Raw genomic sequence first — 25,833 nt, 5'->3', positions numbered from 1 at the left:
TGGTCGGGCGAATTTTTTGAAAATTTTTTACCGGAATTTATCCTTAATCCGCTTCAGCAAAGCATTTATCCGCTCGACAAAACATTTCGAATAATTTTTCCGGCGCGAAATCGTTTGCGAGGCGCGAATTTTCAATGTAACCCATTGAATGTATTGAATTTTACAATCTATAAAGAATGTCGCCTTCAATAATTTTAGATCGTGTCTCATAATTCGTCCGAACTTTGAATGCAGGGTTGCACAAGGTAACGCAAGGCGCGGCGGGTTGTGACGGACGTTGTGCGATTCGGATCCGGGGCATCAATTGATGTGTATCCGAACGCAGGTTCGTTGCGTGCAAGCGAAAATCCGGTTGCCGCGGATGAAATAAAAGAAGCGGGGTTGGTCGCGGTCGGCGCGACATCAAATCAGGGGTGTCCATAACGGCGGGTTGAATCTCCGGATTCAGTCGCTGGGCGAGTTCGTCCATACGAACCAATATGCATTCCTAATGCATTAACCGGATTAACGGAACGGGCCGTAACACGAACGGCGTGCCCGGGCTTTCGAACGTCCCGTCGCCACGGGCGGACGATGCGTGTCGCCTTCCGCACGCTCAGGCCGGCGCGGGAGTCGGGTTCCGCACTGAAGTCGTAATCGCAATCGCAGCTGAAGCCTTCAAGAAAATTAAGTAGTCCGTATTCAAACCAAACGCTAAATAACGGAGCAGAAGACCATGAAGAGGAAGCAGATTTCGGCGCTGGCCGCCGCCATGTTCACGGGGGCAGGTGTCCTGATCGCGGGCACCGCACAGGCGGACAATTTCGTCGACCGCGGCAACCCGGACAACGCGCTGAGCGGTCAGTGCATCGACGGGACCAACCCGCAGTGCGTGGCGACCAAGAGCGGGACCTACGTGGCGGTGAGTACCAACAACGTCACGATGGGGACGAATGCCAAGGCGAGTGCCAGCGGTATCGCGATCGGCGACCAGTCGAATGCGGCCAGCAAGGGCGGTACCAGCAACGGCGGCGCGATTGCGATCGGCGTCGGTTCGCAGGCGCTGGCGAACTCGGCCACGGCGATCGGCACGGTCGCCGTCGCGCAAGGGAATACGGCGCTCGCCATCGGTCGCCAGTCGGCCGCGGTCGGCGATTTCTCGATGGCGCTCGGCAACGTCGCCGATGCGCACGGCACGAGCTCGATCGCACTCGGCCACTCGGCGCTGGCGAGCGGTGATCGTTCGGTGGCGATCGGCGGCGCCAACCCGACGACGAGCGACGGCGTGTCGGCCGGCGCGTCGTATGACGCGGCCACCCAAACGCGCGCCGGCGGCACGCAATCCGTGGCAATCGGTGCGGGCGCGCAGACGAACGACAACAACCAGGTGGCGATCGGCTCGGGCAGCACCGGCGCAAACAACGGCGGCACACCGGTGTTCGGCGGCACGGCCGCGCCGGTCGGCGGCGCGGTATCGTTCGGCGCGATCGGCAAGGAGCGCCAGCTCAAGAACGTCGCGGCGGGCGCGGCCGATACGGACGCCGTCAACGTCCAGCAGCTGAAGAACGTGAACGGCACGCTCAGCACGAGCATTGCCACCGTCGACGCGCGGGTGACGTCGGTCGGCAATTCGCTGTCGACCACGATCTCGAACGTCGACCAGCGCGTGACCAATGTGGGCAACAGCCTCAGCACCAGCATCGTGACGGCGACGAAGAACGTCGTGAAATACACCGACGATTCGCACGCGGCGATCGCGCTCGACGGCAGCAACGGCACCAAGATCGGCGGCGTTGCAACCGGCGTCGCCGACACCGATGCGGTCAACGTGGGTCAGCTGAAGGGCACCGTCGCACCGCTGCAGACGTCGATTTCGACGGCAGCGTCGAACATCACGAACCTGCAGACCAGCGTCACCGGCATCAATACGTCGCTGAGCACGGCGACCACCAATATCACCAACCTGCAGGCGGCCGACGCCCGCAACGTGAAGTACGACGGCCAGAGCGGATTCGACTCGGTGACGTTCGCCGGTACGAACGGCACGACGCTGCACAACGTCGCGGCTGGTGTCGCGAACACCGACGCGGTGAACGTCGGGCAGCTGAACGGCGGCCTGTCGTCGCTCAGCACGAGCGTGACGAACAACATCAGCACGACGCTGGGTAACCTGAGCACGTCGGTTACCAACCAGATCGGCAACGCGACGAAGAACGCCGTGCAGTACGACGATGACGCACACAGCGGTGTCACGCTCGGCGGCAAGGGGGCGCAGTCGCCGGTTGGCGTGCACAACGTGGCGGACGGCGTTGCCGCGAGCGACGCCGTGAACGTTGGCCAGCTCGGCAAGGCGACCGACACGCTGAATCAGTCGATCACGACCGTGAGCAACAACGTGACGACGCTCGGCAACCAGGTGACGACGAATACGGGCAACATCGCGGCACTCCAGCAGGACGCGCTCCAGTGGAACGCGAACCTCGGCACCTACGATGCGAGCCACGGCGGCAACGGTCCGCAACGCATCGGCAATGTCGCGGCCGGCAAGAACGGCACGGACGCAGTCAACGTCGACCAGTTGAACGCGGCGATCCAGGACGGCACGAGCCAGCTCGATGCGCTCGCCGTGAAGTACGACGACGCGAGCAAGAAGCAGGTTTCGCTCGGCGCAGGCAACGGCGGTAGCCCGGTGCGACTGACCAACGTCGCGGAAGGCAACGTCGCGGCCGGCAGCACGGACGCGGTGAACGGCGCGCAACTGCGCCGCGCGACCGACGGTACGGCGGCTGCGCTGGGCGGCGGTGCGAAGGCGAATCCGGACGGCACGATCAGCGCGCCGACGTATAAAGTCGGCGACGGCTCGTTCAACAACGTCGGCGACGCGCTCACCAACCTCGACACCCGCGTCGGCAGCAACACGACGACGCTCGAGAATCACGAAACGCGCATCGGCAATGCTGAAACGAATATCGCCGGCAACACGGCCGCGATCGCCGGGCTGCAGCAGGACGCGCTGCAGTTCGACCCGAAGGCAGGCGCATACAACGCGGCGCGCGGCGGTGCCCCGACGAAGCTGACCAACGTGGCCGACGGCAACATCGCCGCGGGCAGCACGGACGCGGTGAACGGCGGCCAGTTGTCCGGCGTGAAATCGTCGCTCGAACAGCAGATCACGCAGGTGTCCAATCAGGCGGGCGAGGCCGTGAAGAACGTCGTCAAGTACGATGTCGACGCAAACGGCAACCGGATGAACTCGGTATCGCTCATCGGCGGCGACACGAAGGCGGCGGTCGTGCTGAAGAACGTTGCGGCGGGCACCGACGATACGGACGCAGTGAACGTGAAGCAGCTGAAGAGCGTGCAGTCGAATCTCAATCAGCTCGGCGCGCTTGCGGTGCAGTACGACGACAGCTCGAAGAGCTCGATCACCCTCGGCGGCGCCGGTGGCACGCGCATCACCAACGTGCAGGCCGGTACGCTCAGCTCGACCAGCACGGACGCGGTGAACGGCTCGCAGCTCTACGCGACCAACCAGCAAGTCGCGAAGAACACGACCGACATCACGAACCTGCAGGGGAACGTCACCAACATCGCGAACGGCAAGGCCGGCCTCGTGCAGCAGCAGGATCCGAACGGTGCGATCACGGTCGGGAAGGACTCCGGCGGCACCAGCGTGAACTTCTCGGGCACGGCGGGCGACCGCGTGCTGACCGGTGTCGCGGCCGGCGTGAAGGACAACGACGCGGTCAACATGGGCCAGTTCAACAATGCACTGAAGAACGCGGCGGCCAACGACCAGATCCGCGCGGCGGCGACCGATGCGAACACCACGTGGATCGCGCGTGCCGATGCGGGTTCGATCGGGTCGACGGCCACCGCAACCGGCAAGAACGCGGTGGCGGTCGGTCAGGGCTCCGTCGCCGATCGCGACAATTCGTTCTCGGTCGGTGCGAAGGGCAGCGAACGTCAGGTCACGAACGTCGCGGCCGGCACGGCGCCGACCGACGCGGTGAACGTGCAGCAGCTGAACGACAACCTGTCGACCGCTACGACGCAGGCGAAGGGCTACACCGACCAGCGCATCGGCCAGGTGTACAACTCGTTCAACGATCTGAAGAAGGACATGTACGGTGGTGTGGCATCGGCAATGGCCGTCGCCGGCCTGCCGCAACCGACGGGCGCGGGCCGCTCGATGGTCTCGGCGGCTACGTCGAACTATCACGGCCAGCAGGGTTTCGCCGCCGGGTACTCGTACGTGACGGAAAGCAACCGCTGGGTCGTCAAGGCGTCGGTGACGGGCAACGCGCGTTCGGACTTCGGCGCGGTGGTGGGCGCCGGTTACCAGTTCTGACGTCGTTCGCGCAGCATCGATCGACCGGAGGTGCCGGGCAGCGGTTGTGATGCCCGGCACCGGCGGGAAATCCGTGGCCCGGGGGCGCTGTCGCCCCCGGGCCTTCGGCGTTTGATGCGCCGTGATGATCGACATGGCCGCGCCGGGCGTGTCCGGCACGCGATATGGCTTGCCTCATGCTCGAGTTTCACACGGCAAGCACCGGAAAAATGGCATCGACGGGATGCCGACATCGGTCCGGGCGACCGGCTACACCCCATCGGTAAGCGTGACTTGCGACCTGGCAGATTGTGTAAAGCGTATGAAGGCAAACGCTTTTTCGGCGCCAACTGCCAACGTATTTCACGCGTTATCGCCAAATGCGGTCGACATTTCTCTACGAGAAACAACGTCCGCCAATGCCGTCGATGGATGATTTATTTGCCGATAGTGGCGATAATCGTCGACTGGCGCAACGCAACCCGCGTTGAGCGTGTCCGAGCACGTCTTCCAATCCCGTATTGGCGCCGACCACGACAAATGAAAACGATGAAACCCGTCAACAAGATGCTTCCCGAGCAGCGCTTCGCGTTGCCGCGTCAAATTCGGCCGTCTGCCTGTGCAGCACTTGCCGTCATGCCGTCTGCGTTCCCCGCCGGTCACGACGCCCGGTGGCGCTGAACGCCCGGACAATCCGCTCCATTCGTTCAACACAACCCGGCGCTTGAATCGGTCGGCCGGGCAATCGATATCGAACAGCGATATCCGTTAATGCATCCCGTGAGATTGCATCGGGTCACATAACGATGCATCACGGGATCGCATACAGGGGTAAAGGCACATGATCGGGAAGTTTGCGTGGCTGTCCGTCGTTTCGCTTCTGGTCGCGGCATGCGGGGATAAATCCGGGCATGCCGATGCTGCATCGAATGCGCAGTCGGCCGCCGCGTCGGCGACGCAGGCCGTGGCCGCACAAGGCGAGGGCAGCGAGAAGCGCCCGGCACCCGTGCCGCCGAGGCCCGGCCAGGTGCTCGAGGGCATTTACCAGAAGGACGCGCATGGCGAGGACACGATGGAGATCGCCAACGGCAGCCAGGCCTCTTACTGGTACGGCCACGCGTTCGATCTGAACGGGAACCACTATTTCACCGGGTTCGCTTACGACACGCCGAACAAGTACGCCGAACAGGAGAAAACCGCCGCCCCGGCGCCCGATGCCAAGGTGACGATCACCGAGGCCACCTTCGAATGGACCACGGACGGTGGCGTGGCCGGCTGGAACCTGGTCGAGTCGGAGCGCTCCATCGGCGAATTTGGCGGCTATGAGAAGGCCGACACGATCGACGACAAGGAACCCGCCGTGAGCACGACAACGCCGGACGGGCAGATCGTGCTGGCGGTCCCGACCTGGCATCTGGCTGCCGGCACCCGGATCAAGTCGTTCAGCATGTTCGTCTATCAGCATGCCAATGCGTCAAGCAATCCTGACGATACCGACTGGACCTATGCCGGCAACGTGTTTCGCGGCAACGACAACGGCGCCGCGTGCGATGCCGGCGGCACCGGCAATCACATCCCGTGCGTGGCCGGTTCGTCGACCCTGGCCTTCCTGTCGACCGACGGTCGCGATTGGCCGCGTCTTCGTGTGGCGATGAAGGGGACGGGTATCGACAACGCCGGTCGGAAGAAGACCTATGGCGCCGCGGACGTCGTCGAATACAGGTTCAATCCGAAGACGAAGGTTTACGAAGCGGCGAAGCCGTAGGGCGGCCTCCGGCATGGCGCTGTCAACGAGGGCGCCACTTGTCCACGAAGAGGATCGAATGGCGATGTCTATCCCGAGAAACAGCCTGTCGATGGTGCCGGAAATGATGTCGTTCGGGCCAACCCAGGCCGAATGCGAGTAGCGCGATCCACGGTGATCGCATCCGCGCCTCGGCCCGCGGTTCCACGCGGGTTCGCGCGCGGTCGAAACGGGCGTCCAATGCGAGTTGTCGAATGTGAGCGTCGGCTCGTATTCTGAATTCGTCGGGCGGAACGGCATGGGGCCTCCGCCGATCGACGCATGACAGAGACTCGCAATGACTGCCATTACGCAAACCATGAAGCTCAATCACCTGAGCTTCCCGTCGGCCGACACACTGGCGACGGCCCGATTCTTCGAGCGGCACCTCGGCTTCACGATCGCGGGAAGCTGGGAAAAATCCTGGATCCTCAAGCGTGCGGGCTTCGACGTGGTGATCGACTACGTCAGCGACGACCTGCCGGCATGGCCGACGAATTTCCACGTCGGGTTCGAACTGCCGAGCCTCGATGCCGTTCGCGCGTTGTTCGAGTGCTTCAGGGAAGACGGCGTCGAGATGGTGACGGACGTCTTCAACAACGGGCGCGGTTCGCGCTTCTTCTGCCGCGCACCGGGCGGCGTGATGTTCGAACTGAACACGCGCGCGGATGCCGCGCCGGAATATCGCGGCACGTTCGACGACTGACGCGGGTACGCGTCGCGCTCAAGCGCCGGCGCGAGCCAGCCCGTCGATGATCGCGCGGGTACGCGAAGGCCTGGGGATTGCCGTCCGGTGCAGATCGCTGCGGTGCGCGACATGGCCGATCCGCACCAGCCGCAACCCGACGCTCGGTTTGCGTCGAGCAGGACTTGAAAAGCAAGAAACGGAGTGTCTGCCCGCGTACGGTCACCTACATTGCCGTGACGAACCTCACTCACGGGATGAAAAAATGACCTTACTCGAAGGAAAAGTCGCCATCGTCACCGGTGCTTCTACCGGCATCGGCCGTGCGATCGCGTTGATGTTCGCGGCGCACGGCGCGTCAATCGTGTTGGGCGCGCGAAACGAAGCCACCCTGAATCAGGTTGCCGAGGAGATCCGTCGTCAGGGCGGGCAGGCATACCCCTGCGCCGGCGACGTCGGTCACGCCGATACGCATCGACGGCTCGTCGCGACGGCCCAGCGCGAATTCGGCGGTCTCGACATCGCGATCAACAACGCGGGGACGGTCGGGCCGCTCAAGCCGCTCGCCGACATCTCGCTCGACGACTGGCAGCACACGCTGTCCGTCAATCTGACGGCGGCCTTCCTGGGAGCAAGCAACCAGATTCCCGCGATGCTCGAACGCGGAGGCGGTGCGATCGTCTTCACGTCCAGCTTCGTCGGAACCAGCGTCGGGCTTCCCGGCATGGCCGCGTATGGCGCGTCGAAGGCCGGTTTGATGGGATTGGTGAAGGGAATCGCCGCGGACTATGCGGCACGGGGAATTCGGGCAAACGCACTGTTGCCGGGCGGTGTGGATACCGCGATGGGGGGAGACCGTGAGCAGAAGGAATGGGCGGCCGGGCTCCACGCGATGAAGCGCATTGCCCACCCCGACGAGATCGCATCCGCGGCGCTGTTCCTGGCGAGCCCGATGGCCAGTTTCGTGACTGGCTCGGCCCTCTTCGCCGACGGCGGCAATGCGGCCGTGAAGTGATGCCCTGTTGGGGCAAGCTCAACTGCCGGCGCGGGCCAGCATGTCGATGACCGCGCGGGTGCGCGAAGGCTCGGTGATTTCCGTCCAGTGGAGATGCGCGTATTTCGGGTCGTCACGCAGGGCGGCGAACTTGACGCGATTCTTCGCGAACGTGGTGTATGACCACAGCAGCACCGACTCCCGGGAGAATGCCATCCGCAGCGACTCGCGGTTACCGTGCGACAGCTCGGTGCGCATGAGCCCGCGGCTCAACGTGCGCCAGAGCACCCGGGAGAATACCGTCCGTCGCCCGAAGTTGAGCCAGATCACGTGCGTGGCTCTCGACCAGAGCACGTCGCGCACCGCGCTGTAGTTCCCGTCGGCGACCCACCGGTCGCCGGCCGTCGCGGCCAGCACGGCGTTCTCGAACTGTTCCGGCGGCACGGCTGTCCAGCCCGGGCCCCAGTAGAGTCGATCCAGCTCGACGTACGGGCAGCCTGCCGCCGCCGCCAGTGCGCTCGAAAAGGTGGATTTCCCCGCTCCGCTGGTTCCAACGACGATGAAGCGCATGTGTTTGGCCGGGGGTGATTTTGGAAGCCGGCTATTGTGCCTCATGTGTGCCTCATGTGCCGAAACGATGCGGTGTCTTCGATCGGTTCGGGCAACGGGCACACGGGGCGTCATGCGCGTCCTGGGGGCCTCGATGCATTGAGCGCATGCGGTACCGGACGGGTTCGAATGTCCCCGGAATCGGCCGCACGAGACGTCGTGGCGACACCGTTCCCGAATGTTCGCCGTTGCGATGGTAACGACAGGCGTGGGGTCTCGTGCAGGCACGTCCCGCGTTTTGTACAATCTCGCGCGAGGGGCGGGCAGCACGCGGCCGCGATGAACGTCAACAAGATCGAAAGAGAGAAACGATGACGACCGAACACGGGTTGCGGGAGCGCATGCATGCGGGCGGCGCTTGCGACGGGATCCCGCGATGTGCGCGTGGATGGGCCAAGACGGAGCACGCGTCTCGATCGGACCGAGACCGCGCATGAGCGACAAACCCGTTCTTGCCGCCGGCGCGCCGTGCGAACCTGCCGTGTCGACTGTTCCCCTGATGGTACTGGTGTGCCTGATCGTATTCATGGCGCAAATGGCGACGACGGTGTACTTGCCATCGCTGCCTGTCGTCATGCGCGAATTGAAGATGACGCAAGGCGGCGCCGAATTCTCCATCTCCGCCTATGTGATCGGCGCGGCGCTGCCGGTGCCGTTCTGGGGCGCCGCTGCGGAACGCTGGGGCAGGCGAGGCCCGCTGCTGATCTCGCTGCTGTTGTTCGCCACCAGCAGCCTGTTGCTCGCCAACTGCACGGTCGCACCGGCACTGCTCGTGTTGCGCGCCATCCAGGGCATCGGGGGCGGCGGCGCGGCGATCATCGCCAGAATCATCGTCCGCGACAACTGGCGCGGTGACGAACTGGCGCGACGGCTCTCCGTGTTGTCGATCGCCTTCATCACCGCGCTGGGCGGCGGCCAGTTCGTCGGCGGGCTGATCGGCCGATACAGTCATTGGCAAACGGGTTTCGTGCTGATGGCCGTCATCGCGGTGCTGGCGATCGGTCTCTCGTGCGTGTTGCCGTTGAAGGCGGGAAGCCGCACCGTGGTCACGTCGGGCATGGCCGGCACCTATTGGATCCTGCTGCGGCGCCCGGGTTTCCTGTGGCCAGCCTGCGCAGGCGGGTTAGGGTTCGCGACGACCGTGACCTTGCAGGAAGTGAGTCCGTTCGTGTTCCAGGAGCATTTCAAGCTGGCCGTGACGAGCTTCGGCAGTATCGGCCTGTTGCTAGGCGTCGCCTATTTCAGTGGCGCGATGCTCGTCAATCGCCTCGTGAGACGGCTCGGCGGCGTGCGGCTGATGCATGCCGGCGCCGCGCTGGTTGCGCTGGCAACCACGTTGATGCTGGCGTCGTGGCTGGGCGGCCTGCTGACCCACTTCACCGGCCTGTGGATTTTCATCGCGCTGTATTGCCTGGCGATTTTCGGCCAGGCCGTGCTGTTTCCGAACAGCATGGCGACCGCCGTCAGTGATGCGCACGAACATGGCGCGCATGCGATGGCCTTGTGCGGCTTCCTTCAGCAAGGACTGGCGGGCGTCGCCGCGACAGCCGCGGTGCTGCAGCACCATGGCGGCACGTGGACGCTCGCCGTGTTCGTGCTGGGGGCGCTGACGTGGCTGGTGGTGCGGTTGAAGGTGAGGGGCGGGTAGTCGGCCGATCGTCAACGGACGGTTCGTCGACCGCATGCGTCTCCGTCGGAAATGGCAGCGTGCCAACGCACATCCGCTTCACGTATGACTGGCGCGACAGGTGGTCAGAAGCGCGCGCAACCGGTGCCAGAGCGCGGGCCTTCCGATGCGGGAGAAAGTGTGACGCGTACTTGAGATGGGGGCGTCGCACCGGGCAAGAAAGAGATTCGTAGAAAGCATTATCTCGCGCGTCGTTCGTCAGGCTTTCACTACGAATTTAAAGGAACCTCCGTCGAGGTCGAAAATCGAGGGGCATTAAAAATCGCGTTGATACACCCGGATTGGCAACAATCAAAATCAATATTTAATAAAGCAAATAGTATCCGGCGCTTTACCCTGGTTTCACATCGCCCGTCCAGCTCGATCCGCGTCACACGCTACCTCCCCCAAGTGACACCGGGCTCGCCAAGCATATCCCGCCAATGCAATGTCGCCGATCCCGCCATCTCAACCGACGAGATCATTTCAAATTCCTCACCAAAACATGACTCGATTAACATGGTTGACGGTAAAAATTAATCAAATAGAAAATATCTTGTAATTATAAAAATGACCTTCTAGGATCCCTCTGCTGTTCGTGACATGTCTTGAAAGTCTGACCTTGATGCATTCCTCGAACATCACCCACTTATAACCCGGGGGATTACATGAAGAAACTGTCTCGTCTGCTGTCCATCACCGCGATTACCGTCGCGAGTCTCAGTGCTTTTGCCCAAGCCGGCGACCAGTCGGCCACGGTTGACAAGGCACTGCAACTGATCCAGCAGAACCCGTCCGCCTTCAGTCTCGCAGTCGGCGGCGCCGCACGCACGTTGAAGTTCGCGGGGCCGCAGGCCAGTGCGCCGACGGACGGCGATCAGTTCCAGGTACGCGACGTGATCGTCGATCCCGACGGCACCGAGCACGTGCGTTTCGACCGCTTTTACGCGGGGCTGCCGGTAATCGGCGGTGACGTCGTCGTCCATTCGAGCAAGGGGCAGTTGAAGCAGGCGAGCGTGACCCAGCTCGCGCCGATCAATCTCGCCGGCACGATCGGCAAGGTCGGAAACCGCTCCGTGGTACGCAACGCACCCGACATCGGCGCGGCCAGGGTCAAGCGCATCGCGGCCGCGCGTTTCGACTCGGACGTGCGCCGCGTCGATGACGCGGAACTCGTCGTGTTCGCGCGCGACGTCACCCCGACGCTGGCCTACGCCGTGCGCGTATACGGCAAGGCAACCGATACGCACGGCGATGCGGTGCTGTACTACGTCGACGCGCGCACCGGCGCCGTGCTCGACGCACAGGACCTGATCAAGACCGCCGCCGCGACCGGCACCGGCCGCTCGTTGTACTACGGCGACCTGACGCTCACCACGGACCAGACGGGCACGAACGCGTACCGGATGCTCGATCCGAGTCGCGGCGCCGGTTCGGTCTACGACGGCCGCGGCCTGACTTCGGACGACGTCGAGCAGGCGACCGACCTGTCGATCTTCACGAGCAGCACGAACGTGTGGGGCAACAACACGACCACCGACCGGCAGACTGTCGCCGCCGACATCGATTATGGTCTCGCACTCACTTGGGACTACTACAAGACGGCGCACAACCGCAACGGCATCTTCAACGACGGCCGCGGCGTGAAGAGCTATGCACACGTGGTATTCAATACCGGCAGCGGCACGACCGGCGCGAATGCGGCATGGCTCTCCTCGCACGTGATGGTGTACGGCGACGGCCAACCCGGCACCAGTCTGCCGAAACCTGTCGTGTCGGTCGACGTCGCCGGACACGAGATGAGCCACGGCGTGACCGAGGCCACGGCCAACCTGAACTATTCGGGCGATGCCGGTGGCCTGAACGAGTCGACGTCCGACATTTTCGGCACGCTCGTGAAGTACTACGCCAACAATCCGAACGATCCCGGCAACTACGTGATCGGTGCACGCGTGGTGAGCGGCGGCCTGCGCAAGATGTACAAGCAGGATCTCGATGGCCGGTCGTTCAGCTGTTACCCGTCCGGCGGATTCTCGTGGTCGAATCCGCGCCACGATCCGCATTTCACGTCGGGCGTCGGCAACCGCCTGTTCTACCTGCTGGCGGAAGGCCCGACGGTGCCGTCGACCGATACCGGTCTGACGAAGGCGCAGCTGGTCTGCAATGGCGACACGACCTTCAGCGGCCTGGGTCGCGAGAAGGCCGGCAAGATCTGGTACCGGACGCTGACCGTGTACCTGAACGCCAACTCCAGCTACCCGAACGCACGTCGTGCATCGATCCAGGCGGCGAACGACCTGTACGGCGCGAACTCGGCCGAAAGCGCAACGGTCGCTCGCGCATGGAGTGCGGTCGGGGTGAATTGATGGCGTCGTTGTGCGTGCGTTGAACGCCCGATGATCGCGTGGCGGTATTTCGTTTCGGAGAAAGCGGTGCCGATCGAGGCCACGCGATACGCAGTCGAACGATTGGGCAGATGTTGATCGACCGCCTGCGATCGCAGGCGGTCGATCTTTGGAACGCCGCTTTCATCCTGTCCGTCGCGTATCCCGTTCATCGGCGCCGCATGCCGGCACGGTCGCGCCGGCAGCAATCCGCGTGCCGATTCTCGTTCATCACTGAGCGCGCTTATCCGAATTCGGCCGATGATGCGCCGAAGCACAGGCATGTCAAACTTGCCGACACCCTCAATCTCATGCCCGGATTCAGGCGTCGCATGTTTCATTGATCTGCCGCCACTCCGCACGGAAGGTCGGAAGCGCAGCAGCAGGGCGCGGATGCCGCGACGAGGAACACATCGCCTTCAAGATCCGCGCCGCACTCCCCGGTAATCCGCGATGTCCCCCCGAAAGCTGGCGGTGAGCCACGGCGGAACTCCACCGCATGACCCATCGCCGACACCGCCCGGTTGATTGGCAAGCCATCGGTCAATCCGTCGAACTCCCATCCCGTCTCGTTCCGGCACTTTTTTCCACAAAAAAATATGTTCCGGGAAATCGTTTGCGCGCAGCCGCGCGGCGTTCAGTTTATTCATCACGTGCCGATATCTTGAAGGCGCTCCCGATCGATGTGGCATCGCCTCGCCGCTTCGATCGGGAACAGCATCAGCCCATGCGACGGATAGGGGAAGGAAGGTTTTGGCGACAGTTTTCGGGTGCATCGTTCATCGGCACAATCTCTGGCTGGTATTGCTTGCCGCACTGTTGTGCGGCTCCGGCTCGTGGGTCACCGCGCGCCTGTTCCAGCGCACGGTGAACACTTCCGGCACGCAGCGGCTCGGCTGGCAGGTGCTGACGGCCATTTCGGCCGGCGTGGCGATCTGGTGCACGCACTTCATCGCGATGCTCGGCTTCGACGCCGGCGCGCCCGTGCACTTCAACCTGCCGCTCACGCTCGTATCGCTGCTCATCGCGGTCGGCGGCAGCACGATCGGCTTCGCGCTGACGACCTGTCGCACCGTCAAGGCCGCGCCCGCGCTCGGCGGCGCGATCGTCGGCGTGGCGATCGTGCTGATGCACTACACCGGCATGCTCGCGTGGCGAGTCGAGGGCATCGTGTCGTGGGACGTCGGCTACCTGATCGCGTCGGTGTTCCTGGCGACGACCCTCGCGGCGCTCGCGCTGCACCTCGCGATGCGGCCGTCGCCGCACGCAGTCAACCAGATGGCCGGCGTGCTGTCGCTCGCGATCCTCGCGCTGCATTTCACCGGGATGTCCGCGCTACGCATCACGCCGCTGACGCTCGACGGCACCTGGACCGACATGAGCGCGCTGCGCCCGCTGGCGCTGGCGGTCGCGGGCATGTCGCTCGTGATCGTCTGCACGGGGCTCGTGAGCTACGTGATCGACAGCAACGTGCGGGCCGAATCGCTCGAACACCTGCGCCGGCTGGCGCTGAGCGACATGCTGACCGGCCTGCCGAACCGGGCGAGCTTCAACGAACGGCTGGACCTCGAAATCGGGCTCGCGCAAGAACGCGGCACGAAGCTCGCGCTGATCGGCATCGACCTGAACCGCTTCAAGGAAATCAACGACCTGCGCGGCCACCACGCCGGCGACGAGGTGCTGCGCATCCTCGCGCGGCGCATGGCGAACCTGCTGCGCGACGGCGAATTCGTCGCCCGCATCGGCGGCGACGAATTCGCGGCGCTTTGCCGGATGGACGACGACACGCGCCTGATGGATCTGCTCGAGCGGCTCGAGCCGGCGCTCTACAAGCCGGTCAGGCTGGACGACTACGAGGTCGTGCCGGGCGCGAGCTTCGGCGTCGCGATCTTCCCGGACGACGCCATCACCAAGGCCATCCTGATCAACAACGCGGACCTCGCGATGTATCGCGCCAAGGGCAGCATCGCGCAAACGATCTGCTTCTACGAGCCGGCGATGGACCTGATCGTCCGCGCGCGCCGCAGCCTCGCGGCCGACCTGCGCCGCGCGGTGGCCGACCACCAGCTGAGCATCCACTACCAGGTACAGACTTCGCTCGCGACCGGCGAGATCCGCGGCTATGAGGCGCTGCTGCGCTGGCAGCACGCGACGCTCGGCACGATTCCGCCCGCCGAGTTCATTCCGCTCGCCGAGGAGAACGGCGTGATCCTGGAGATCGGCGAATGGGTGCTGCGCGAGGCATGCGCGCGGGCGGCCACGTGGGAGCCGCCCTATGCGGTCGCGGTGAACATATCGGCGGTGCAGTTCATGCACACGGACCTGACGGCGCTCGTGGCCAACGTGCTCGAAGAAACCCGCCTGCCGGCGTCGCGCCTGCAGCTGGAGCTGACCGAATCGACGATCTTCGCCGGCCGCGCGCGCGCACTGGACACGCTGCGGCAGATCAAGGCGCTGGGCGTCAGCATCGCGCTCGACGATTTCGGTACCGGCTATTCGTCGCTCGACACGCTGCGCTCGTTCCCGTTCGACCGCATCAAGCTCGACCAGTCGTTCGTCGCCGACGCGGAGGCGAAACCGCAGGATCGCGCGATCATCCGCGCCGTGCTCGCGCTCGGCAAGAGCCTGGGCATTCCGATCCTGGCCGAAGGCATCGAAACGCGCGACCAGCTTGCGTTGCTCGCCGACGAGGGCTGCGACGAAGCGCAGGGCTTCCTGCTCGGCCGGCCCGCACCACTCAACGAGATCGTCGGCAGCGGGCAGATTGCGCTGACCGGCGGCAACCGCGTCCGCACGCCGGTTCCCGCGTCCGAATCGGCCGTCAAGGCCGATATCGCCCCGGACCGGCGCGCGTAACCCTCGACGCCGGACACGGCAACCCGCCCCCGGGTTGCCGCCGGCAGGCCCCCATGAAAATCCTCTACGCACGGATGGCAAGACTGGCAAGCATCGCGGCGCCGGCCCGGAACCCGGACCTGCTCGCGGCGCAATACCGGGTATTCGCCGGCCAGATCCCGGTGTCGTACCTGATCCTCATCTCGAGCACCTGGAGTCTCGCCGTCACGCACCTGGGCAGCACGCCGTGGTGGCTGTCGGTCGCAATGCCGGCCGCGATGACGCTCGCGGCGCTCGCGCGGCTGCTGCACTGGCACCGCACCCGGCTGCTGGCGCCCACGCCGGACACCGTGCGGCGCGCGCTCACGCTCACGAACTGGCTGGTGATCCCGGTCGTGGTGACGTTCACCACCTGGGCGCTGCTGCTGTTCGCGTACGGCGATGCATGGCAAAAGGCCCAGGTTGCGTTCTACATGGCGATCACGGTGATCGGCTGCATCTTCAGCCTGATGTACCTGCGCACGGCCGCGCTGAGCGTGGCCGTGATCGCCAACGTCGTGTTCATCGCGTTCTTTCTCTCGACGCGCCAGCCGACACTCATCGCCACCGCGGTCAACATGGCCTTCGTGTCCGCGGCGCTGATCGCCGTCATCTCCGTCAACTACCGGGGCTTCCTGCGCACCCTCGATGCGCAGGCCGAATCGCGTCTGCGCGAGCAGGCGCAGACGCGACTGATGCGGATGATCGACGACATGCCGGTAGCCGTGATGACGGCCGACCCGGAGACGTTCCGCATCAACTACCTGAACGCGACGTCGCGCAACCTGCTGCGCTCGATCGAGCACCTGCTGCCGATTCGTGCGGACGATGCGCTCGGCGCGCCGATCGACTTCTTCCACCCGCACCCGCAGCACCAGCGCCGCCTGCTTGCCGATCCGGCGAACCTGCCGCATCGCGCCCGCATCCGGCTCGGGCCGGAAGTGCTCGACATCCAGGTGTCGGCCGTGCGCGACGCCCAGGGGCGCTACATCGGGCCGATGCTGTCGTGGTCGATCGTCACGCAGCAGGCCGAAGCGGAGGCGCGTATCCACCAGCTCGCGCATCACGATTCGCTCACCGGCCTGCCGAACCGCGCGACCTTCCTGGCCGAATTCGACGCGAGCCTGCGCCGCTCGGACAAGGTGCTCGGGCTACTCTTCATCGACCTCGACGGCTTCAAGCTGATCAACGACGCGCGCGGGCATTCGGCGGGCGACGAGGTGCTGCGCCAGGTCGCGGAACGCCTGCGCGGGCAGTGCCCCGAGCCGGGAATGATGCTCGGGCGCATCGGCGGCGACGAATTCGCGGTGCTGCTGCGCGACACCGACGCGGACGGCGCGATGGGGGCGGCCGCGCGGCTCGTCGACACGCTCGTCGCCCCCTATGCGCCGTCGCCCGACCGGCAGTTCCGCATCGGCGCGTCGATCGGCTGCGTGCTGGCGCCGCATCACGGCAGCGACGCCGGCGTGCTGCTGTCACGCGCGGACATGGCGCTCTATGCGGCCAAGAAAGCCGGGAAGGGCACGTACCGGATGTTCTCGCCGGACATGGAAACGAGCGCGCAGGAGCGCATCGCGCTCGAGTCGAAGCTGCGCTTCGCGCTGGACGAGAACCAGGGGCTGTACGTGTTCTACCAGCCGATCGTCGATGCCCGGACCCGCAGGATCACCACCCGCGAGGCGCTGCTGCGCTGGTATCACCCGCACGCGGGCTGGATTTCGCCGGGCCGCTTCATTCCGGTGGCCGAACGCGGCGGCCTGATCGACCGGCTCGGCCGGTTCGTGCTCGACCAGGCCTGCCGGGAGGCGGCGCGCTGGCCGGACGGCGCGCGCGTCGCCGTCAACGTGTCGGCGGGGCAGCTCGGCCACGGCACGATCGTGCCGGCCTTCGCGGCGGCGCTGGCCGGCGCGGGCCTCGCGCCCGACCGGCTGGAAATCGAGGTGACGGAAACCGCGCTGCTGCACGACGAGGGCAAGGCGATCGCGGACCTGCGTGCGCTGCGTTCGATGGGCGTGCGCGTCGCCCTCGATGATTTCGGCACGGGCTTCTCGTCGCTCGCGCATCTGCGCGCGTTCCCGTTCGACAAGATCAAGATCGACGGCAGCTTCGTGCGCGATGCGGTCACGCGCCCGGACTGCGCGGCCGTCGTGCGCGCGGTGGCCGATCTCGGCAAGCGTCTCGGCGTGACGACCGTCGCGGAGGGCGTCGAGACGGAGGAGCAATTGGCGTGCATCACGGATGCCGGCTGCCGCGAAGTGCAGGGCTTCCTGATCGGCAGGCCCATGCCGGGCGAGCACGATGCGCCGGCGATCCACTGGATCGAACGGGCCGCGCTGGCCGAACAGGCCACGACCAGGCAGGCGTGAGCGCAGAATGGGCGCCCGCTGAAGCGGGCAGGGCGCTCGCTTCGGCGCGCAGTGGGTCGGTCGACGCCATCGCCACGCGGTCGACGAGATGGCTTCCGTGAAACCGACGAACTCGTGCGGTCTGCCGATCAGCGAACGGCCCTTGGCATCAGCGCATGCCGCGTCTTGAACGCTTCGTGTCGGTTTTTTCGCCGCTACGCGTACCGGTTGATGAAACGATCGAAGACGGCGGGCGGGTTCAGGATCCTGGCGGATTCGTTCTCCAGTGCCTCGGCCCCGTTGTCGTCACTGATCGTGACGAACAGCGTGATCTTCTCGCGCGCCGCACCCGTTCCGAACAATCCTTCCTGGTCGAGCAGCCTGAGCGCCTCGATCATGTCGCGCTGAAGGTCCCTGAAAAACTCGCCGAACTTCGCTTCGGGAATATTCGGGCCCAGTACCGTATCGGCCAACTTCTCGCAGAGCGGATTGAACGAATCAGCCTCGGCGGCTTCATACGCCCATTCGCCGGTTGCCCAGGTGAACTCCGGCGCCTTCTCGTCGTCGTCGACCTCCATCCGTTCGCGAACCCGCTTCAATCCTTCGTCGGAGTTGGCAGCCGGTACGACGGTCATCGCGCCGCTGTCGGTGTAGAGGGCGAACGCATAAAAATGTTCGTCCGGATGGGCAGCAAGAAGCGCTCGATAGGTCACGCTCGCCGCGTCGGCAATCTCGCTCGCGAATTCAGGATGCATGTTTTTCTTGACCTCGCCGTATCGTTAACGTGTTTAGCTGGGGACATCACACGTACATGTTCAATCTGCAGGACATCGGCCCGGCCGACCCGCCATGTTGCGCGGCAGATCAGGAACGTACGTCCGCGATCACGCGTCGAACCGCAAACGCCAGCGGATCGACCTCTTGAACCCCGATGGAGAGCCTGGCATTGAACAACGCGGCAAGCTGCTCGAGCTGTGCGAAAGCGTATCCAGGGTCTGCGGTGACGATGTTCACGAAAGCCATGCTTCGACGATATCCCGCCTTGACCTCAATGCGTATGCTGCCCGGGAACCGTTGGTGGAGCGCTTCGCGAACCCGGCCAATATCAATCTCGCCCGGTACTGCGCGCCGGCCCGGTTGAGGTTTGGCATCAGGCACGGAAAAACTGGCGTTGACACGCACTTCCGATCCGTCGATGGCGCTGACATGCGCCCCCTGCCGATAGGCGAGCACAGCGAGCCGCTTTCGCCGCTCGAGGCCCGATACCAATACACATGTGCCTGCGATGCTCGTCTGGCCTTCTTCGATCATTTGCGCGAATCGAGCCGCTCTCTGGCCGGAATCCTCACGCCATCCGAAATGCAGCGCAAGCCTTGGCGTCGTGCCGATCTCCGCACCGAGCCGCTTCAAGACCGACAGCATGGCCGCATCATCCAGGTCGTCAAACACAAGCTCGGCGGCGAGTGGCCGGCCGGCCGCAAAGGCGGTGAGCCATTGCCGAATCTCGACAAGCTCACCCGGCACGCTATCCCCCTGCAATTCGAGCGTGACGAGGATGACATCGCCATGCAGCCAGGTCCTGGCGGCTGGATGGGGCGTCAGGCTGGCCCGGTGGCGGGCGTCATCTGCGCTTGACGCACGCACCGCCGCCAGCAGGAACACGTCATGGGCGTGGACGCCGTCAGGCACCACGTATGCGCCTTTCTTCCAGGCCAGGGCGCGCAACTCCGGAAACAGGTCTGCTGCGTCGTATCCCGTCGCGATCACCGAGCGGCCGATCGCCGCCAGCTCGCGAGGCGATCCTCCGCCCGACAATCGCGGGCCCGCCACCGCTTCTTCCTTGAACAGGCGCTTCCACTCGGATGAGTACTCGGCGTCAGGTGCCCATGACGGCAGCAGTTGTGCGAGGTAGGCGTCCGCATCCGCGATGGTCTCGAACTTTGCGACCATCACGCACTCGCCGCTGTTGTTGCCGGAGAATGCCTGCCACACACTGACCGGTGGCATGGGCCGGGTTCGACGGGCTTCTGCGTCGCGCCGTGCGCAACCGCGCCGCGCGCTTGGCTGCTCGAGGCGCGCGCGCTCATTCCGCCAGCCATGCAGGATTTCGTCCGCTCCGGTCGCAGGCAGGCCGCCGTCATGGAACGAGCAGCCCTGCATGCGTTGATCAGGCGTGATGGAAACGAAGTCCAGGCCTGCGCCGCAGTCGCCACTTCCATCGGCTCCATCGAACAATCTGGGTACGGGAACCGCGTCGCCAAAGCACACGGACAGTCGGCACGCAAGCGGCGAATCCTGCACGATCGCCGCAAGCCGCGCCCGTCCCCGTGGCGAAAGGTGCCTGCGCAGATCGGGGCCGATGTAAGACAACAACGAGACATCCTGGCAACCCAGCGCGGCCAGCTCGGCCAGCAGCGCGGGAAGCCCCGGCAGCACGGAGTCGTCGACGATCAGGTTGGCCCCCCATCTTTGTCCGTATTCCGACAGGACCGTGCCCGCGTCGCGCCAGCGCACCTCGTCGTAGAGCGAGACGCGGACCTGGCCGAAGCGGCCGGCGTAGGGTGCAAACGTGTTGCGCCGGATCAGCGTTCCGTTGGTCGTGACGTTCAGTGCAAGCGGCGTGGTGTCATGGAGGATGTCGATCAACTCGGCGAAGCCACGGAACGCGAACGGCTCGCCGCCGCCGAAGGCGACTTCCAGCGTTCCTGCTGCGCTCAGGCCGCGAAGGACATCGGCGGCCGACTGGACCGACCAGGCGCTATCGCGTCGCACGTCACGCGAGCAAAAATCGCAAGACAGATTGCACTTGTTCGTTATCCCGAACATGGCGACTCGAGGGGCGAGGCGCCGCAAGTGGCGGGTCGCCGGATTCTCGATCCGGATGTGCGTTCCTGTCGCGGGGTGAAAGCGCAGCAGTGCGCCATCCAGTGGATATTCCCGGAATGCATTGCGATCAAAACCAGTGGAAACCGGCATCGGCGAGGCCCTCTGTTTTTTTTTGTCCACGGTCAACGTAAATCCAGTGTCGCTGTGGGAGACTGCTGTATTTACTTTGAGCGCGTTGTGCGCGAAAAGGAAATTATCCCGGCGTAGCCGGCTGCCGACAAGCGCGGCCGCTGTACGGGCGTCTCGATCCAGCGATTGACGCAGCAGGGCGTGGCGGGGAGTCGTTGTTGCAGCTTACCGGCGCGTATGACAACCTGTTGAGGATGTGGATGGATGCTTGAGGGGGAATGCTGGAGGAAAGCGGTGAGGGCGAGGGATTCGCGTTGCACGTCGCGTCATCGCAGCGACATCTTTCTCACGTAAATCTATGGCACTTCGCCAGTCGGCGGGGTACTGTTTTTTCAAGGAATACCGACCATGGCGGCAAAACGTCTTCGCATCAACATGATTTCCCGTCGCCAGTCGACGTTTGACGGCCGGCATCTCGACACCGAGGCGGCACGCCGTTTCGACGCGCACGTTCAGGACTCGACTCCCGCCCATCTGAAGGGTACGCAAGGCGCCGTGGCGGAATGGCTGCCGCGCGCGAAGGTCAGCGAGCGATAAGCCGGTTAAGCCGGGCGAGCCGCTGCGCGACGGCGGCGATTTCACCGTCCGGCGGCCCCCCGTTTCGAGCCATGTGAAACGCGCCCGCCGGACGGCGAGCATCGAATCACGAACGGCGAGCACGCATATCGCGCCCCGTCGTCAGACCTGTTCCGGACGGGACGGCTCGGTGTAGTGCGTCGCCCCGCGCCGTCTCGCGGCGCGGCCCAGCCCAGCGTGTCGGCCTACCCAGGGCGCTTCGATGCGTCCGTGACGCTATGGGATCGCGGCTGCGGTCGTCATCGCCAGCCTGAGCTGGCGAATTCGTCAAGTCACCGGCGGCGCGTGCCCATGATCCCCCAAGCCCCGAGCGTCGTCGTATTCCCGCGAAATATCCTTGTTCGTATAGTCCCCGAGCTTCGATGCGGCGACCACGCTCAGCACCGCGCACACCAGCACGTACGCCGCGATCGCATACCCCGAGTGGTAGTAGGCAAACAGTGCCGTTGCGATCAGCGGTGCCGGGCCACCGGCAATGACCGAAGCGAGCTGATAACCCATCGACGCGCCGCTATACCGCAACCGCCCTGTGAATGACTCGGCGATCAAGGCGGCCTGCGGTCCATACATCATCGAATGCGGGACCAGCGACAACACGATGGCCGCGAAGATCCATACCGGATTCCGGCTATCGACCATCGCGAAGTAGATGAACCCGAACACGCCGACGGCCGCCGCACCGATGATGTACATCCTCCGCCGCCCGATCAGATCCGACACGTGCCCGAACAGCGGAATGGTGAAGAACTCGACCACGGATGCGACCAGCACCGCCGCCAGCAGCAGCTCGCGCGTGACACCCAGCGCCGTGATCCCGTAAGTGAACACGAACGCCGTATAGATGTAGAACGGTGCCTGTTCGGCCATCCGCGCAAACGCCGACAGCACGATATCCCTCGGCTGCTTGCGCAGCACTTCGAGCATCGGCGTCCTCTCGATCCGACGCTCGGCCAGCAGCTTCGCGAAGATCGGTGTCTCGAGAATATTCAGGCGGATATAGAGCCCGATTGCAACCAGCACGATGCTGAGGAAAAACGGCACGCGCCAGCCCCACGCGAGGAAGGCGCTGCCGGAAAACCAGCTCATGGCCAGCACGGCAAGGTTGGCGAGGAACAATCCCGCCGGCACGCCGAACTGCGGCCACGACGCGACGAAACCGCGATGCGAATTGGTGCGCGCCCACTCCATCGACATCAGGACCGAGCCGCCCCATTCGCCACCCACGCCAACGCCCTGGATGAAGCGCAGGATCGTGAGGATAATGGCGCCCCAGATGCCGATCGCGGCGTAGGTCGGAACGAAGGCCACGGCGAACGTGGCGAGCCCCATCAGCAACAGGGTCACGATCAGGGTGGCCTTGCGTCCGATGCGGTCGCCGTAATGGCCGAAGATTGCCGCGCCGACCGGCCGTGCGACAAAGCCGACGGCATAGATCAGGAACGCCTGCAGCGTGCCGACGAGCGGGTGGGATTGCGGGAAATACAGCTTTGCGAAGACCAGGCCGGTGACCGTGCTGTAGAGGAAGAAGTCATACCATTCGATCGTGGTGCCAATCGTGCTGGCGATGACGGCGCGGTGTAACTGGCGCCGGGCTTCCTCGTCGGAGAGGGGCGTGGCCGCGGATTGCATGGCAGCCATTTTGATATCTCCCGGAAAAAGGGCGATAGAGAAATAAACCATACGCCCCGCGACAGGTTCCGGCAAGCGCGAGCTGAGAGTGTCTGCTGCAGCGGCTGGGTCTGTTATTCAGCGATCCTTATTTATCATAATATGATACTTAATTGTTATTCGCTGGGGCAGCGATGGGGGTGGCGTGATGTTCGAACTGAACGCACGCAGATGCCGAGCTGGGATTTCGCGGAACGTTCGACGACCGTACCTGACGCCGTTACGGCTCGCGCTGCGCGACCATCAGCGCACGATGTCGAACCGGCTGATTTGCATGCGCAATGCGACGCGCGAGGGTAACCGTCGCTGACATTCAAAAGTGGCCGATAGCGTGCGTGAAGCTATCGCAGTGCTGGAAAGCCGAGTCGGAAAGCAAAGGACAAGCGGCTATGCGATACGGGGTGATTGGCGGCGGACCAACCAAGACTGCCATCGAAACTGTGACGGTGTTTTCACGACAGTTCCCCGGTTTCAATAGCCACGTAGTTCGACTCAGTCCGACTGACGGTTCCAACTTGAGGCATGTGTATCCGGAAGCGTACGCTGAATACTCGGACCCGGCCCCAAAACAGGCGCCACGCTCCCGTCGACTTCCGTTTCGACCACCTTTTACGCCTCTTTCAGCCAGGGCATTTCCACGGGTGACACGACCAGTTGCCGGAATTCGCGTTTCAGATCGAAGATGAACCCGACCAGGATCATGGATTCGGCGTAAGGAATCGGAAAAACATGCGGATTTTCCGGCGTACGCAGGGGGCGCTCGGGCGTGTCCGCCGTCGCCGCGGCGTTCTCGCGAACGCTTTCCAGTTCGTCGGCCATGGCCGGGTCGCCGACTTTCAGCACTCGGCTACGCAGGTCACTGAAGGGCTCGATGCGCGCAGCATCTTCGTGGTATTCGGGCACTTCGTATACGAACCAGGACATTTTCGTCTCCTATGAGAAGGGGCGCTATTCTAACGCCGCGCGAGGATCCACCGAAAATCGGCCATGTTGTGCGATGGCCGTGGTCGCTGCGAGGCAGTCTGGCAAGGGCGATTTCTGACGAGGCGTGCCGCCGCAAGCATGCCAGCAGTCAGAAACACGACATCTGTAAATAGCCAAAGCGGACATTTGAACTTAGCTACGACAATCAAAAATGTTGATCATAGGTATTATGTAAAATCAGTGAGCGCCGGGCAATCCCGTTGAACTGGGACAGGTCGTGTCAACACCGCCTCGTGAACAACTCTCTCTCCCAGCAAAAGATAGGAGACGATGTTGAGCAACGGCAAAACCGTGACGACCGCTACCCACGCGATGTGGGCAACGACCTCCCTGTTTGTGCGGGTAATCGCCCGGACAGTGGCATCATATGCACGAAAAACAGTGACAGTTCGAGCAGCGCCTGCATCTTTTCAGAAGATCCCTCGACTTATCGATCTGCGTCAAGCCTTTCGAAGATAACCTTATCGATCATGTCCTCGTTGTGCCGGATAAAGTCATCTCGCGTCATACCGGATTTTTGCCATGCATCCTGAAGGCCGGCGTCTCTGCCCAGCCATTCGTTTCTTGTTTGATGGTCGAGTTTATGACGGCGTGCGTCCTGCGATCCGTGTGAGGCTTTGTCGTGATCTTTCGACATTTCGATCCTCCTAAATCCTGTTTCAGGGTGGCAAACCCGGTGTCGCTTTCGCAGTACCAACAGCAGCATCGGGAAAGTCGGATGCAGCCAGCGCCATCGCCGTAAGATGAGCACAAAATACCTCTCGCAGCTCATCTTTTCCACGGCTGCCTCAACTCCTCGCAGGCCGCTGTCTGCGGGCCATTTCATATTAGCGTCGGCCTTGATGCGGGGTCAACAAAGCTAATCTTCGCAAGAAACCGCCACCCGGTTTACCGTCCGCTATACGGTAACGGATGACGACATAGGCACACGAAGCTTGTCACACGGACTCTGGGAGGTTGCGGGTCAAGTACAACTTCTTGCCTCTACCAAGACACGCTACTCGCGAACTCAAACCTTGGAACGCGTGCCCGTTGGACTCCAGTTCCTTGAGGATCGCGTGCGCCAGTTCGCTCTGCCAGACATGGCTAGAGAACTGCCATTGTGTGGCCCCAACCGTCGTAAGATCCGGCAAGCCGGCGCCCTGGCGGACATAGAGTCCAAGAGAACTGCCCTTAAATCGAAACCTGCCCCGTAGCGCGGCCCGTTGCCGCCCACGTGCGCGTCGCCGTGCAGCACGTCGCCATCGAACGTGACGACGACCGGCTGGATCTCCTGCGACGCCGCCCACGGGCTCGGCGCCGACAACGCGACAACGAGCTCCGTGCCTGGCACGCGCTGGAACGCCTGGAACGTATTCGTTGCGGACAGCGTGCGTGTGTCCTTCAGCACGCGCGCGGCCTGCGCGAACTCGCGCGACGCGCGTTCGACGAAGGCCACGAGTTCGTGGCTGTCGATGGTTTGGGTGACTGACACGGATGCGGATTCCTTTTCCGGTTGAATGAATCGTGCCGCCGGATGACGGCATGCGGCAAAGGAATCAACAGCAATCGTGCCAGCGGCGCACATGCGGATCGATCGCGCCGTCGACGCCATCAGGGCGCGCCGTTTCGCTCGAGCTCGCACTCGCGAAGGATGCGTATGCGGCAGGCACGACGGTCAACGCGCATCTGTATGCGGGCCGCGAACCCAACGGCACCGTAAACGCGTCGCTCGCTGATTCGATTCCGTTCGTGAAGCGCGTGCTCGCCGGCGAGACGATCGTGCCGGTCTGCTCGCCGAAGCGTCTTTAATCGCGAATGTGGCCGGTCCAAAGACGCGCATCCACTCGAAGCAGCACGATCCGGCATTGCTGCAATGCGATCAAGATCTGTTTTCCGGGTGTTTCTGCACCAACACTTCGTGAAATCTTGCTTCCGAAAATCGATAGACCAGCGCCGCCG

At 63.8% G+C, this 25,833-nt stretch carries 21 protein-coding genes; 13 read left to right on the top strand and 8 right to left on the bottom strand.

Features of this window, described 5'->3' with window-relative positions; all coding sequences use genetic code 11:
- Window positions 1-715: 715 nt before the first annotated feature.
- The 5 genes from LGN19_RS14005 (at window position 716) to LGN19_RS13985 (ending at window position 7,792) form a co-directional block, all read left to right on the top strand.
- Complete coding sequence (locus LGN19_RS14005) at window positions 716-4,330, top strand: YadA family autotransporter adhesin (protein WP_226215292.1); 3,615 nt, start codon at window positions 716-718, stop codon at window positions 4,328-4,330.
- Between the two features lie 124 nt (window positions 4,331-4,454).
- Window positions 4,455-4,745, top strand: a complete 291-nt coding sequence (locus tag LGN19_RS14000; RefSeq protein WP_226215290.1) for a hypothetical protein — start codon at window positions 4,455-4,457, stop codon at window positions 4,743-4,745.
- A gap of 528 nt (window positions 4,746-5,273) precedes the next feature.
- Window positions 5,274-6,074, top strand: a complete 801-nt coding sequence (locus LGN19_RS13995; RefSeq protein WP_226215288.1) for a hypothetical protein — start codon at window positions 5,274-5,276, stop codon at window positions 6,072-6,074.
- 316 nt (window positions 6,075-6,390) lie between these two features.
- Window positions 6,391-6,798 carry a VOC family protein gene (locus tag LGN19_RS13990; RefSeq protein ID WP_226215286.1) on the top strand — a complete coding sequence of 136 codons (408 nt, stop codon included), beginning with the start codon at window positions 6,391-6,393 and terminating at the stop codon, window positions 6,796-6,798.
- 244 nt (window positions 6,799-7,042) lie between these two features.
- Window positions 7,043-7,792 (top strand): SDR family oxidoreductase, encoded by a 750-nt coding sequence (locus tag LGN19_RS13985; RefSeq protein ID WP_226215284.1) that lies wholly within the window; start codon window positions 7,043-7,045, stop codon window positions 7,790-7,792.
- 18 nt (window positions 7,793-7,810) lie between these two features.
- Here the strand turns inward: LGN19_RS13985 and LGN19_RS13980 are convergent, their stop codons facing one another.
- Entirely contained in the window at window positions 7,811-8,341 is a 531-nt protein-coding gene (locus LGN19_RS13980) for a toxin (RefSeq protein WP_174961941.1), read from the bottom strand.
- A gap of 472 nt (window positions 8,342-8,813) precedes the next feature.
- On the opposite strand from LGN19_RS13980, the gene LGN19_RS13975 reads away from it, so the two are divergent.
- From LGN19_RS13975 to LGN19_RS13965, 3 genes are all read left to right on the top strand, one after another.
- Window positions 8,814-10,028, top strand: coding sequence for an MFS transporter (locus LGN19_RS13975; RefSeq protein WP_226215282.1), 1,215 nt, complete (start codon window positions 8,814-8,816; stop codon window positions 10,026-10,028).
- 686 nt (window positions 10,029-10,714) lie between these two features.
- Window positions 10,715-12,412, top strand: a complete 1,698-nt coding sequence (locus LGN19_RS13970) for a M4 family metallopeptidase (RefSeq protein ID WP_226215280.1) — start codon at window positions 10,715-10,717, stop codon at window positions 12,410-12,412.
- Between the two features lie 110 nt (window positions 12,413-12,522).
- On the top strand, window positions 12,523-12,774 hold the full coding sequence (locus tag LGN19_RS13965) for a hypothetical protein (RefSeq protein WP_226215278.1): 252 nt from the start codon (window positions 12,523-12,525) through the stop codon (window positions 12,772-12,774).
- 75 nt (window positions 12,775-12,849) lie between these two features.
- On the opposite strand, the gene LGN19_RS13960 is transcribed toward LGN19_RS13965, so the two are convergent.
- Window positions 12,850-13,080, bottom strand: coding sequence for a hypothetical protein (locus LGN19_RS13960; protein WP_226215276.1), 231 nt, complete (start codon window positions 13,078-13,080; stop codon window positions 12,850-12,852).
- A 103-nt stretch (window positions 13,081-13,183) separates the two neighbouring features.
- On the opposite strand from LGN19_RS13960, the gene LGN19_RS13955 reads away from it, so the two are divergent.
- Both LGN19_RS13955 and LGN19_RS13950 read left to right on the top strand, forming a co-directional pair.
- Entirely contained in the window at window positions 13,184-15,286 is a 2,103-nt protein-coding gene (locus LGN19_RS13955; RefSeq protein ID WP_226215274.1) for a putative bifunctional diguanylate cyclase/phosphodiesterase, read from the top strand.
- A 53-nt stretch (window positions 15,287-15,339) separates the two neighbouring features.
- A complete protein-coding gene (locus LGN19_RS13950) occupies window positions 15,340-17,670 on the top strand; it encodes a putative bifunctional diguanylate cyclase/phosphodiesterase (RefSeq protein ID WP_226215272.1) in 2,331 nt (776 codons plus the stop codon).
- Between the two features lie 194 nt (window positions 17,671-17,864).
- Here LGN19_RS13950 and LGN19_RS13945 read toward each other — a convergent pair whose 3' ends face one another.
- Together LGN19_RS13945 and LGN19_RS13940 are read right to left on the bottom strand one after the other, a co-directional pair.
- A complete protein-coding gene (locus LGN19_RS13945; protein ID WP_226215270.1) occupies window positions 17,865-18,404 on the bottom strand; it encodes a DUF4303 domain-containing protein in 540 nt (179 codons plus the stop codon).
- Window positions 18,405-18,513: 109 nt separating this feature from the next.
- Entirely contained in the window at window positions 18,514-20,655 is a 2,142-nt protein-coding gene (locus LGN19_RS13940) for a radical SAM protein (protein WP_226215586.1), read from the bottom strand.
- A 164-nt stretch (window positions 20,656-20,819) separates the two neighbouring features.
- Here LGN19_RS13940 and LGN19_RS39930 point away from each other — a divergent pair, with 164 nt between their 5' ends.
- Together LGN19_RS39930 and LGN19_RS13930 are read left to right on the top strand one after the other, a co-directional pair.
- Window positions 20,820-20,876 (top strand): hypothetical protein, encoded by a 57-nt coding sequence (locus LGN19_RS39930; RefSeq protein WP_368041706.1) that lies wholly within the window; start codon window positions 20,820-20,822, stop codon window positions 20,874-20,876.
- Between the two features lie 136 nt (window positions 20,877-21,012).
- A complete protein-coding gene (locus LGN19_RS13930) occupies window positions 21,013-21,201 on the top strand; it encodes a hypothetical protein (RefSeq protein WP_122949870.1) in 189 nt (62 codons plus the stop codon).
- Between the two features lie 306 nt (window positions 21,202-21,507).
- Here LGN19_RS13930 and LGN19_RS13925 read toward each other — a convergent pair whose 3' ends face one another.
- The 4 genes from LGN19_RS13925 to LGN19_RS13910 all read right to left on the bottom strand — a co-directional run bounded on the left by LGN19_RS13925 (window position 21,508) and on the right by LGN19_RS13910 (window position 25,366).
- The gene (locus LGN19_RS13925; protein WP_226215269.1) at window positions 21,508-22,878 is read right to left on the bottom strand and encodes an MFS transporter; all 1,371 of its coding nucleotides are present in this window, start codon (window positions 22,876-22,878) and stop codon (window positions 21,508-21,510) included.
- Between the two features lie 639 nt (window positions 22,879-23,517).
- Entirely contained in the window at window positions 23,518-23,832 is a 315-nt protein-coding gene (locus tag LGN19_RS13920) for a helicase (protein ID WP_226215267.1), read from the bottom strand.
- 487 nt (window positions 23,833-24,319) lie between these two features.
- Complete coding sequence (locus LGN19_RS13915) at window positions 24,320-24,673, bottom strand: hypothetical protein (RefSeq protein WP_226215266.1); 354 nt, start codon at window positions 24,671-24,673, stop codon at window positions 24,320-24,322.
- Window positions 24,674-24,901: 228 nt separating this feature from the next.
- On the bottom strand, window positions 24,902-25,366 hold the full coding sequence (locus LGN19_RS13910; RefSeq protein ID WP_226215265.1) for a hypothetical protein: 465 nt from the start codon (window positions 25,364-25,366) through the stop codon (window positions 24,902-24,904).
- Between the two features lie 50 nt (window positions 25,367-25,416).
- On the opposite strand from LGN19_RS13910, the gene LGN19_RS13905 reads away from it, so the two are divergent.
- Window positions 25,417-25,683, top strand: a complete 267-nt coding sequence (locus LGN19_RS13905) for a hypothetical protein (RefSeq protein ID WP_226215264.1) — start codon at window positions 25,417-25,419, stop codon at window positions 25,681-25,683.
- The last annotated feature ends 150 nt before the right edge of the window (window positions 25,684-25,833 follow it).

The sequence above is a fragment of the Burkholderia sp. AU30198 genome (assembly GCF_020419825.1).
GTDB lineage: Bacteria > Pseudomonadota > Gammaproteobacteria > Burkholderiales > Burkholderiaceae > Burkholderia.
The sequence above is the reverse complement of the archived record's forward strand: the minus strand, read 5'-3'. Positions and strand labels throughout refer to the sequence as shown.

Excerpts from the sequence above, each read along its gene's own strand:
- LGN19_RS14005 (WP_226215292.1), top strand. The coding sequence starts at position 716 with ATGAAGAGGAAGCAGATTTCGGCGCTGGCCGCCGCCATGTTCACGGGG.
- LGN19_RS14000 (WP_226215290.1), top strand. The coding sequence starts at position 4,455 with ATGATCGACATGGCCGCGCCGGGCGTGTCCGGCACGCGATATGGCTTG.
- LGN19_RS13990 (WP_226215286.1), top strand. The coding sequence starts at position 6,391 with ATGACTGCCATTACGCAAACCATGAAGCTCAATCACCTGAGCTTCCCG.
- LGN19_RS13985 (WP_226215284.1), top strand. The coding sequence starts at position 7,043 with ATGACCTTACTCGAAGGAAAAGTCGCCATCGTCACCGGTGCTTCTACC.
- LGN19_RS13980 (WP_174961941.1), bottom strand. The coding sequence starts at position 8,341 with ATGCGCTTCATCGTCGTTGGAACCAGCGGAGCGGGGAAATCCACCTTT.
- LGN19_RS13975 (WP_226215282.1), top strand. The coding sequence starts at position 8,814 with ATGAGCGACAAACCCGTTCTTGCCGCCGGCGCGCCGTGCGAACCTGCC.
- LGN19_RS13970 (WP_226215280.1), top strand. The coding sequence starts at position 10,715 with ATGAAGAAACTGTCTCGTCTGCTGTCCATCACCGCGATTACCGTCGCG.
- LGN19_RS13965 (WP_226215278.1), top strand. The coding sequence starts at position 12,523 with ATGTTGATCGACCGCCTGCGATCGCAGGCGGTCGATCTTTGGAACGCC.
- LGN19_RS13960 (WP_226215276.1), bottom strand. The coding sequence starts at position 13,080 with ATGAATAAACTGAACGCCGCGCGGCTGCGCGCAAACGATTTCCCGGAA.
- LGN19_RS13950 (WP_226215272.1), top strand. The coding sequence starts at position 15,340 with ATGAAAATCCTCTACGCACGGATGGCAAGACTGGCAAGCATCGCGGCG.
- LGN19_RS13945 (WP_226215270.1), bottom strand. The coding sequence starts at position 18,404 with ATGCATCCTGAATTCGCGAGCGAGATTGCCGACGCGGCGAGCGTGACC.
- LGN19_RS13930 (WP_122949870.1), top strand. The coding sequence starts at position 21,013 with ATGGCGGCAAAACGTCTTCGCATCAACATGATTTCCCGTCGCCAGTCG.
- LGN19_RS13925 (WP_226215269.1), bottom strand. The coding sequence starts at position 22,878 with ATGGCTGCCATGCAATCCGCGGCCACGCCCCTCTCCGACGAGGAAGCC.
- LGN19_RS13920 (WP_226215267.1), bottom strand. The coding sequence starts at position 23,832 with ATGTCCTGGTTCGTATACGAAGTGCCCGAATACCACGAAGATGCTGCG.
- LGN19_RS13905 (WP_226215264.1), top strand. The coding sequence starts at position 25,417 with ATGCGGCAAAGGAATCAACAGCAATCGTGCCAGCGGCGCACATGCGGA.